This window comes from Microbacterium sp., from assembly GCF_036566905.1.
In the GTDB taxonomy this organism is placed as follows: Bacteria; Actinomycetota; Actinomycetes; order Actinomycetales; family Microbacteriaceae; genus Microbacterium.
This window is the reverse complement of the sequence record NZ_DATCVK010000226.1, coordinates 1-8,117: the sequence shown is the minus strand read 5'-3', so window position 1 is coordinate 8,117 and position 8,117 is coordinate 1. Positions and strand designations below refer to the sequence as shown.

Sequence of the window (8,117 nt, the reverse complement as noted above, 5' to 3'; positions counted from 1 at the left end):
CGGTTTCGGCGAGGCGGCGGCTCCGGAATGGTCGGGGTGGCGGCCGCCGTCGGCCCGCACCGACACACGTCCCCGCGCGCGCTCGTACGGTCACCCGGGCGGCTGGCGCCGCGAACGCTACCTGACGCTCATCCGCGAGTGGGCCGGCCGCGGCGTGACCCTCGACGACCCGTACGACCCGGCGCTCGTGCGCTCCGCCCCCGTCGCGCTGCGGCGCCTGCTCGCCGACGCGCTCGCCGAGGAGGCGACGGCCCGCATCGTGGCCGACCTCGGCATGGGCTACACGGTGTGGCACGACGTGGCGGCGTCGGGACGGGATGCCGACCCCGACGCCAAGATCGACCACATCGTGCTCGGCCCGAGCGGCCTGTACGGCCTGCTGTCGGAGGACTTCGGCGGTCCGGCGCGGCTGCGCCGCGGCGAGTTCGTCGGCGACGGAGTGCCCGGCGCACCGCTGGCCGAACTGCTCGCGCGCATGCGCGTCATCTCGCGCGCCGCAGGCGTCCGCTTCAGCGGTGCGATCGTGGTGCTCCCCGACGAGGATGTCGTCGACCCCATCCAGGAGCTCGGGCGGGTACGCGGGCTGCGGGTCGCGGTGACGTCGCGCAGTGCGCTCTCGACCGTGCTGCGCCGCGGCATCACCGGCGCCCGCGACATCGGCGGCAACGAGGTCTTCGACATCCGCACCCGGCTGCAGCAGACCGTCCGCTTCGCGTAGCCGCAGCCCTGCGCCCGCGTCGACATCCCGTGCTCTCGCCGAGAGCACACGCCGTTCACGTTCGGGCTCTCGGCGAGAGCACGTGCTGAACGCGGGAGATGTCGAATTCGCAGACATCGGATGATCCAGTAGCGGAAACGCGTTCGACAACATAACATTACGTCGTAAAGTAATCCCTGGAGGATCCGGATGACGCTCGACGTTGAGCATGCAACACCCGCCGCGGCGGTGATCCCGCAGCCGCGAAGGCTGACCACCCGCGCACGGTTCTCCCGGAGCGTGCGGCGGTACTGGCAGCTCTATCTGCTCCTGCTGCTGCCCATCGTGTGGTTCATCGTGTTCCGGTACGTGCCCATGGCGAACGCCATCATCGCGTTCAAGAACTACAACCCGATCGACGGCGTGTGGGGGAGCCCCTGGGTCGGCTTCGACAACTTCGAGCGGCTCTTCCGCAACCCGGTGTTCCCGCGGCTGGTCGCCAACACGTTCATCCTCGCCGCGTACACCCTGATCGCGAGCCTGCCGCTGCCGATCATCCTGGCGCTCGCCCTGAACGAGGTGCGGCTGCGCTTCTTCAAGCGCACGGTGCAGCTCATGACGTACGCGCCGTACTTCATCTCGACGGTCGTGATCGTGTCGATGACGATCCTGCTGCTGTCGCCGCGCGTCGGCCTGCTGGGGCGCACGTTCAGCTTCTTCGGGGCCGGCCAGGTCGATCTGCTGGCCGACGCCGACTTCTTCCGCCACATCTACGTGGCCACCGACCTGTGGACGACGACCGGGTACTCCGCGGTCATCTACCTCGCGGCGCTCGCGTCGGTCGATGTCTCGCTCTACGAAGCGGCGAAGATCGACGGCGCCTCGCGCCTGCAGAAGATCCGGCACGTCGATCTGCCGGCGCTGATGCCGACGGCGACGATCATCCTCATCCTGGGCGTCGGAAACATCATGGCCATCGGGTTCGAGAAGGCGTTCCTGCTGCAGAACGCGCTCAACCTCTCGACGTCGGAGATCATCCCGACGTACGTGTACAAGACAGGCATCCTCAACGCGAACTTCAGTCTCGGAGCGACGATAGGCCTCTTCAACGCCGTGATCAGCCTGGTCCTGCTGCTCGTCGTCAATGCGGTGTCGAAGCGGGTCACGGGAAGCGGGCTGTGGTGAGCAACGTCATCAGCAAGGAGGCCGTCCTCGCCGAAGAGGCCGCCGTCGGCGCGGTCGCCGCGCGCTCCCTTCCCAGCGGCCGGCGCCGGCGATCGGAGCCACGCGGCGTGAAGATCCGAGAGACCAGGGGAGACCGCGCCTTCGTCGCGGTGGCGTACGTGCTGCTCACGATCTTCCTGCTGGTGGTGCTGCTGCCGCTCCTGAACATCGTCGCCAGCTCGCTGTCGAGCCCGCACGCCGTCTCGTCGGGCCAGGTGCTGTTCTGGCCGGTCGACATCACCTTCCGTGGCTATGTCGAGGCGCTCGGCAATCCGGCGATCGTCCGCGGCTTCGCGAACTCGGTCTTCTACACCGTGATCGGCACGCTCATCAGCGTGGCCGGCACCGTCGCGATCGCGTACCCCCTGTCACGCCAGAACCTGTTCGGCCGCAAGGTCATCACCGGCGCCGTCGTCTTCACGATGCTGTTCAGCGGCGGCGTGATCCCGATGTACCTGGTCGTCCAGTCGCTGGGACTCCTCGACACCCGCTGGTCGATGCTGCTGCCGAACGCGATCGGCGTGTGGCAGGTCATCATCGCGATGGTGTTCTTCCGCGCCTCGATCCCCGACGAGGTGTACGAGGCGGCGCAGCTGGACGGCGCCAGCGAGCTGCGCATCCTCTGGTCGATCGTCCTCCCGCTGGCGAAGCCGCTGATCGCCGTCATCGCGCTCATGTACGCGATCATGCAGTGGAACTCGTACTTCGACGCGCTGCTCTACCTCCGCAACGCGGATCTGCAACCGCTGCAGCTCGTGCTCCGCGGCCTTCTCGTGCTCAACGACGCCGGCGGCGGCGGTGATGTCGGCGAGCAGCTCCGGCGGCGCGAACTCGCCGATCTGCTCCGGTACTCGACCGTCGTCATCGCGACCGTGCCGATGCTCGTCGTCTACCCGTTCGTCGCGAAGTACTTCAACAAGGGGATCATGGTCGGCGCCGTCAAGGGCTGATCACGCTTCCCGCCACAGACCCACCACCACGCAAAATGACCCGGGCAAAGGAGATTCCGGCAATGAGACACAGCTTGATGAGGGGAGCGGTCGCAGCGATCGCGATCGCGGCGACCACGCTCGCGATGGCGGCGTGCACGCCCTCGGCCGATGATGACAACGGCCAGCTCGTCGCCTTCGGTCCGCAGGGCGACAACGGCACGCTCAAGGACAACAGCTTCACCCAGGAGGTCGAGAAGAAGTTCGACATCGACTTCGACTGGCAGACCACCACCTACGACGGCAGCGTCGCAGGCGAGAAGCGCCAGGTCTCGCTCGCCAGCGGCGACTACCCCGACGCGTACTTCCTCGTGCCGTGGGTCGACGCCTTCTCGCGCAGCGAGATCCTCAAGTACGGCCAGCAGGGGGTGCTGCTGCCGCTCGAGGACCTCATCGACGAGTACGCGCCGACCCTCAAGGAGCGCTTCGAGGAGAAGCCGGACTGGAAGGAGTCGGTCACGGCTCCCGACGGCCACATCTACGCGATCACCCAGTGGAGCGAGTGCTACCACTGCAGCTTCCCGTCGAAGCTGTGGATGAACACGACGTGGCTGGACAACCTCGGCCTCGAGCAGCCGACCACCACCGAGGAGCTGCGCGCCGTGCTGCGGGCGTTCAAGAGCGACGACCCCAACGGCAACGGCGTGCAGGACGAGGTGCCGCTGAGCGGTTCGGCGACGCAGCCGATCATCAACTACCTGATGAACGCGTTCGCCTACGCGCCGGTCGCCGGGCCGTCCAGCCCGCCCCCGATGGTCATGGAGGACGGCGAGGTGCAGCTTGCCGCCGCGTCGGACGAGTGGCGTGAGGGCCTCGCGTACATCAACTCCCTCGCGTCGGAGGGTCTGCTCGACACCGCGGCGTTCACCCAGAACGGCGACGCGCTCAAGGCGCTGGGCGACAACTCCGGTGCCGAGATCCTCGGCTCGGCGGTCGATCTGCATCCGTACGACTTCGTGACGGCCGAGTCCCCGGACGGCCGCGACAAGAACTACGACGCGGTCGCGCCGGTCGCCGGTCCCGACGGCACGCAGCTGGCGACCTGGCGGTCGCCCGTGAACCCGCTCGGCATCTTCGCCCTGACCAACAAGTCGACCGAGGACGAGCGCATCAAGGCGATCAAGCTCATCGACTACCTGGTGACGGACGAGGGTGACAAGCGGGGCGCCATGGGTCCGGAGGGCGAGGCGTGGGTGCCGGCGGAAGACGGCGACGTGGCGCTCGACCCGGAGCTGGAGCCCACCTTCAAGCCGCTCACGTACGACGAGACGTCGAACGCCGCCTGGCGCTCGATGGCTCAGTACTGGGACTCGCTCGAGTACCGCAACTCGCAGGTCGTGCCCGAGGACGTCTATTCGCCGGACGGCTACGAGCGGCGCCTGCTCATCGCGTCGAAGGAGTACGAGCCGTACATGCCCGACGAGAGCATCCTGTTCCCGGCCGAGAAGCTGTGGCCCGACGCCGACACGTCGGCCGAGCTCGCCGACCTGCAGACGAACATCGCGAACTACGTCACGCAGGCGCAGGCGGAGTTCGTCACCGGCCAGCGCGACATCAACGATGACGGCGCGTGGCAGGCGTACCTCGACGACCTGGACGGTCTCGGCCTCGCGCAGTTCCTGCAGATGGAGCAGGACCTGTACGACGCGCTGAAGTAGGACGCAGCGGGGCTCACAACCCACGAAGATGCCCGGCGGTCGCGAGACCGCCGGGCGTCTTCGTGTCGCGGCCCGGGCTAGAGCACGCGCAGGTTCTCGAGCGCGTCGTCGTCCCATGAGATTCCGATGCCGGGTTCGTCGGGGGCGGCCGCGCGACCGCCGGTCACCGCGAGGTCGGCGGTCGTGACGGCGCGCAGCTGCGGGATGTACTCGACGATGCGACCGTTGGGCACCGCGGCGACGAGGCTGACATGCAGCTCCATGAGGAAGTGGGGGCACACCGGCACGTTGAACGCCTCGGCGAGGTGCGCGATCTTCAGCCACGGCGTGATGCCGCCGACGCGCGCGACGTCCGGCTGGACGATGGTGGCGGCATCCCGGGCGAGGTACTCCTTGAACTGCCCGACGGAGTACAGCGACTCGCCGACAGCGATGGGGATGGACGTCGATTCGACGAGGCGGGCGTGCGCCGACACGTCGTCGGCGGGAAGCGGCTCTTCGAGCCACGAGATCCCGGACGGCTCGATCGCGCGGGCGAGCGCGCGCGCATCGGCGAGCGTGAGTCCCTGGTTCGCGTCGACCATGAGCGCATAGTCCGGGCCGACGGCCGCACGTACCGCGGCGAGGCGCTCGACGTCACGGCGAGGCTCGGGCGAGCCGACCTTGAGCTTGGAGCCGTGCCAGCCGCCGTCGCGCGCGGCCACGGTGTTGGCGACGAGGGTGTCGGCGTCGATGTGCAGCCAGCCTCCCTCGGTGTCGTAGAGCCGCACCTCCGGGTCGCTGCCTCCGGCGGCGCGCCAGAGGGGCTCGCCGTTGCGCCGGCATCCGGCATCCCACACCGCCGTGTCGATCGCCGCGAGTGCGAGAGAGGTGATGGCGCCCACGGTGGTGGCGCGGGTCTGCGAGAACGCGTGCCACCAGACCGCCTCGGGGCGGCGCACGTCCTGACCGATGACCGCCGGGAGCAGATGGTCCCGCAGCATGGACAGCACGGCGCGGCCGCCGGTGCCGATCGTGTACGAATAGCCGCGGCCGGGCGTGCCATCGTCGGTCTCGAGGTCGACGAGGATCGTCTCCTGCTTCACGAACGACTGCACCGCGTCGGTGCGGATGGTCTCGACGGGGATGTCGACGAGCATGGCGCGAGCGCGCGTGATGACGGGCATGGCTTCTCCGGGAGGACGGATGCCGCGGCGCGGCGTCAGCGGACGAGTGACTGGATGGCAGCCGCGGCGGCGCCGCGGGCCCAGTCCTGGAAGGTGTGCGGGCGCGTGACGATGCGGCATCGGGCGGCCGCGCCGAACGCGTGGGCCTCGAACGCGTCGCGCAGGTTCTTCTCGAAGAGGTCGAAGTTCGACACGCCCTCGCCGCCGATGATGACGAGCTCGGGACCGGCGAGGTTGACCAGCGTGGCGATCGCGGTGCCGATGAGGCCGGCGGCCTCGCGGAACGCGGCCTCGGCGGCGGGGTCACCCGCGTGCGCGAGCCGGACCGCTTCCTCGATGTCGACGTCGCGGCCGAGCGCGGCCGACACGGTGGCCGCGATCGCGGCCGTCGAGGCCACCGCCTCGACGCAGCCGCGGCGACCGCAGGAGCAGATGCGCGCGGGGTCGGCGAGCGGCAGGTGGCCGATCTCGCCCGACACCCCGAAGGCGCCGGTCACGACCTGTCCGTTCAGGTGCAGGCCGCTGCCGATGCCGCGGCCGATGGTGACGATGGCGAACGATTCCATGCCGAGGCCGACGCCGAACCAGTGCTCGCCGACGGTGAGGGCGTGCACGTCGTTCTCGAGCGTCACGGGCCTGCCGAGCCGTTCCTGCAGCAGGCCGCCGAAGTCCTCGTCCGCCCAGCCCATGATCGCCGACTCCCGGACGATGCCGGTGGAGGTGTCGACGTCGCCCGACACCGAGACGCCCACGCCGGCGATGGCGTCGCGCTTGTCGCCGAGGCGGTCTTCGAGCCGGCGCACGACCTCGATGATCGCCTCCGCCGCCGACGCCGGATCGTGGACGGCCAGCGGCCGGTGCTCGGCGGCGAGCACCGTCGTGGCCAGGTCGGTGGCGACCCCGATCACCTCGTCGACGTTGACCTTGATGCCCAGCAGCACCATCGCGTCGGGGACGATCGACACCGGCGCCGCCGGGCGGCCGGGGTTGCCGTCGCGATGCGTCGCGGGCGGGGCGTCGACGAGACCGGCGGCGACGAGCGGCGAGACCGCCTTGGTGACCGCCGCCTGCGACAGCCCGGTCTGGCGTGCGATGTCGATGCGGCTGATGGGGCTGCGGGTCAGGATGGTGGCGAACACCCTCGATCCTGCTTCCGACGCCGAACGGATGAGCGTCGTGCGCGCAGCGGTGTCGTGATCCATCGGTTCCTTCGGTCTCAGTCGATACGGTAGCGAGTCCGCGTCTCAGGCGCTGGGGCGACCGGCGGTGAGTCGGCGCGATGCCAGGTGCGCGGCGGCGAACTCGAGCGCGTTCTCCTCGTCGAGGTCGCCGCCGGCTTCGTGGCCGTTGTACGGCCACAGCACCACCTGCTTGGGCCCGGCGTAGGCCGTGAAGGCGGGGAGGACGGATGCCGGCGGCGCGATGCCGTCGCGAAGCCCGGTGCTCAGCAGGGCCGGTGCCGTGGCCCGCTTGGCGTGGTTCACGCCGTCGAAGTACCGCAGGGTGTCGAGGGCGGTGGCCGTGTCGAGGCGCCGGTCGGCGAAATGCTGGGTCAGCAGGGCGTACGGGTGCTCGTCGCTGAGCAGGGCGGCGCGGTCGAGCTCGCACAGGAACGGCGCCTGCACGATCGCGACCGCGAGGTCGGGCACGAGCCCCGCGATCGCCAGCGCGATCCCGCCGCCCTGGCTCGCACCGACGGCTCCGACGCGGGCCGGATCGACGAGGTCGAGAGACCGCAGCGCTTCGACGGCCCGCACGGCGTCGGCGTACACCCGCCGGTAGTAGTACTCGTACGGCGAGCGGATGCCGCGGGTGAGGAACCCGCCGGCGGAGGGTCCGCCGTCCGCGTGGTCGTCGTCGGTGTCGCCGTGGCCCTGGCCGCGGGCATCCACCACGAGGTGCGCGTAGCCGGCGGCCGCCCAGCGCAGATCGCGAAGCGCGTGGCCGCGGCCGTTGCCGTAGCCGAAGAACTGCACGAGGCCGGGGAGCGGCGCCGTCGCGCCGTGGGGGACCCGCAGCCAGGCGTGGATCCGTGTGCCCCCGAAGCCGCGGAACGCGACGTCGAACACGTCGATGACCGCGAGGCCGGTCTCCCGCGGCGCGACGGTGACGTCGAGCGGGTGGCGGCGTGTCTCGGCGAGGGTGTCGGCCCAGAAGCGGTCGAAGTCCGGCGGCTCGGTCTGGGTGGTGGGCTCGTCGACGAGGGTGAGGTCACCGCGCACGGGGCGCCCCGATCGCAAGGCCGGCGGCATCGGCGAGCGCGGCCAGCGGCACGTCGACGCTCCCGCCGGCGGGCACTCGGACCACCGCGCGGTCGCCCGCGTAGTCGACGATCACGTCGCGCGCGCCGCCGCGGATGCTGCGCAGCGTCGCCGACGCCGGC

General features: G+C 70.2%; 7 protein-coding genes. 4 read left to right on the top strand and 3 right to left on the bottom strand.

Annotated features, from left to right (window positions below; translation table 11 throughout):
* From VIP82_RS20425 to VIP82_RS20410, 4 genes are all read left to right on the top strand, one after another.
* A partial coding sequence (locus tag VIP82_RS20425; protein WP_331912024.1) for a nuclease-related domain-containing protein occupies window positions 1-718 on the top strand: 718 nt, incomplete at its 5' end.
* A gap of 189 nt (window positions 719-907) precedes the next feature.
* A complete protein-coding gene (locus tag VIP82_RS20420) occupies window positions 908-1,882 on the top strand; it encodes an ABC transporter permease (protein WP_331912022.1) in 975 nt (324 codons plus the stop codon).
* A complete protein-coding gene (locus VIP82_RS20415) occupies window positions 1,879-2,871 on the top strand; it encodes a carbohydrate ABC transporter permease (RefSeq protein WP_331912020.1) in 993 nt (330 codons plus the stop codon). Before VIP82_RS20420 ends, VIP82_RS20415 begins: the two co-directional genes overlap by 4 nt.
* A gap of 62 nt (window positions 2,872-2,933) precedes the next feature.
* Complete coding sequence (locus VIP82_RS20410; protein ID WP_331912018.1) at window positions 2,934-4,568, top strand: type 2 periplasmic-binding domain-containing protein; 1,635 nt, start codon at window positions 2,934-2,936, stop codon at window positions 4,566-4,568.
* 77 nt (window positions 4,569-4,645) lie between these two features.
* Here VIP82_RS20410 and VIP82_RS20405 read toward each other — a convergent pair whose 3' ends face one another.
* Genes VIP82_RS20405 through VIP82_RS20395 form a run of 3 tightly spaced genes read right to left on the bottom strand, consistent with a single transcriptional unit; the run spans window position 4,646 to window position 7,956 of the window.
* Entirely contained in the window at window positions 4,646-5,734 is a 1,089-nt protein-coding gene (locus VIP82_RS20405; RefSeq protein ID WP_331912016.1) for a mandelate racemase/muconate lactonizing enzyme family protein, read from the bottom strand.
* A gap of 35 nt (window positions 5,735-5,769) precedes the next feature.
* On the bottom strand, window positions 5,770-6,936 hold the full coding sequence (locus VIP82_RS20400; RefSeq protein WP_331912014.1) for an ROK family protein: 1,167 nt from the start codon (window positions 6,934-6,936) through the stop codon (window positions 5,770-5,772).
* Window positions 6,937-6,978: 42 nt separating this feature from the next.
* Entirely contained in the window at window positions 6,979-7,956 is a 978-nt protein-coding gene (locus VIP82_RS20395) for an acetylxylan esterase (RefSeq protein WP_331912013.1), read from the bottom strand.
* Window positions 7,957-8,117: the final 161 nt, after the last annotated feature.

What these genes read in the sequence shown, in the direction of transcription:
- VIP82_RS20400 (WP_331912014.1), bottom strand. Translation starts at nt 6,936, where the DNA reads ATGGATCACGACACCGCTGCGCGCACGACGCTCATCCGTTCGGCGTCG.
- VIP82_RS20410 (WP_331912018.1), top strand. Translation starts at nt 2,934, where the DNA reads ATGAGACACAGCTTGATGAGGGGAGCGGTCGCAGCGATCGCGATCGCG.
- VIP82_RS20420 (WP_331912022.1), top strand. Translation starts at nt 908, where the DNA reads ATGACGCTCGACGTTGAGCATGCAACACCCGCCGCGGCGGTGATCCCG.
- VIP82_RS20405 (WP_331912016.1), bottom strand. Translation starts at nt 5,734, where the DNA reads ATGCCCGTCATCACGCGCGCTCGCGCCATGCTCGTCGACATCCCCGTC.